This is a genomic window from Pseudomonas sp. JV245A (assembly GCF_032424515.1).
Taxonomy (GTDB): Bacteria; Pseudomonadota; Gammaproteobacteria; order Pseudomonadales; family Pseudomonadaceae; genus Aquipseudomonas; species Aquipseudomonas protegens.
The window spans coordinates 1-641 of record NZ_VYKE01000485.1 but is presented as its reverse complement, the minus strand read 5'-3'; the positions used below and the strand labels follow the sequence as shown (position 1 = coordinate 641).

Below are 641 nucleotides of genomic sequence, written 5' to 3'. Positions count from 1 at the left end.
GCAGGCCCTGGGCCAACTGTTGCAGCAACCGGCGCTGCACCAGGCCGTCACCGCCCACCTGCAAGGCTACGACTCACGCCACGACGAAGGTTTCCAGCGCCTGCACCATCTGCTGGAGCAACAGAGCTATCGCCTGGCCAGCTGGCGCACCGCCGCCGACGACATCAACTGGCGACGCTTCTTCGACGTCAACGAGCTGGGCGGGCTGCGGGTCGAGCGCCCGGCGGTGTTCGAAGCCACCCACGGCAAGATCTTCGAGCTGATCCAGCGTGGCCTGGTGGACGGCCTGCGCATCGACCATATCGACGGTCTGGCCGACCCTCGCAGCTATTGCCGCAAGCTGCGGCGCCGGATCGACCGCCTGCGCCCGGGCCAGCACCTGCCGATCTACGTCGAGAAGATCCTCGGCGCCGGGGAAACCCTGCACCGCGACTGGGGCGTAGATGGCAGCACCGGCTATGAGTTCATGAACCAACTGTCGCTGCTGCAGCAGGCCCCTGCAGGCCAGCCGGTGCTGGCCGAACTGTGGAGCCGGCACAGCCAGCGCCCCGCGGCGTTCGCCGAAGAGGCACTGCTGGCCCGTCAGCAGATTCTCAACGGCTCTCTGGCCAGCGATTTTGAAAGCGTGGCCCAGGCCCTGT

1 pseudogene is annotated in these 641 nt (G+C 67.4%); it reads left to right on the top strand.

What is annotated here, in order from left to right:
- Positions 1–641 (top strand): annotated as a pseudogene (locus F6S12_RS32600) (malto-oligosyltrehalose synthase); the annotation flags it as partial.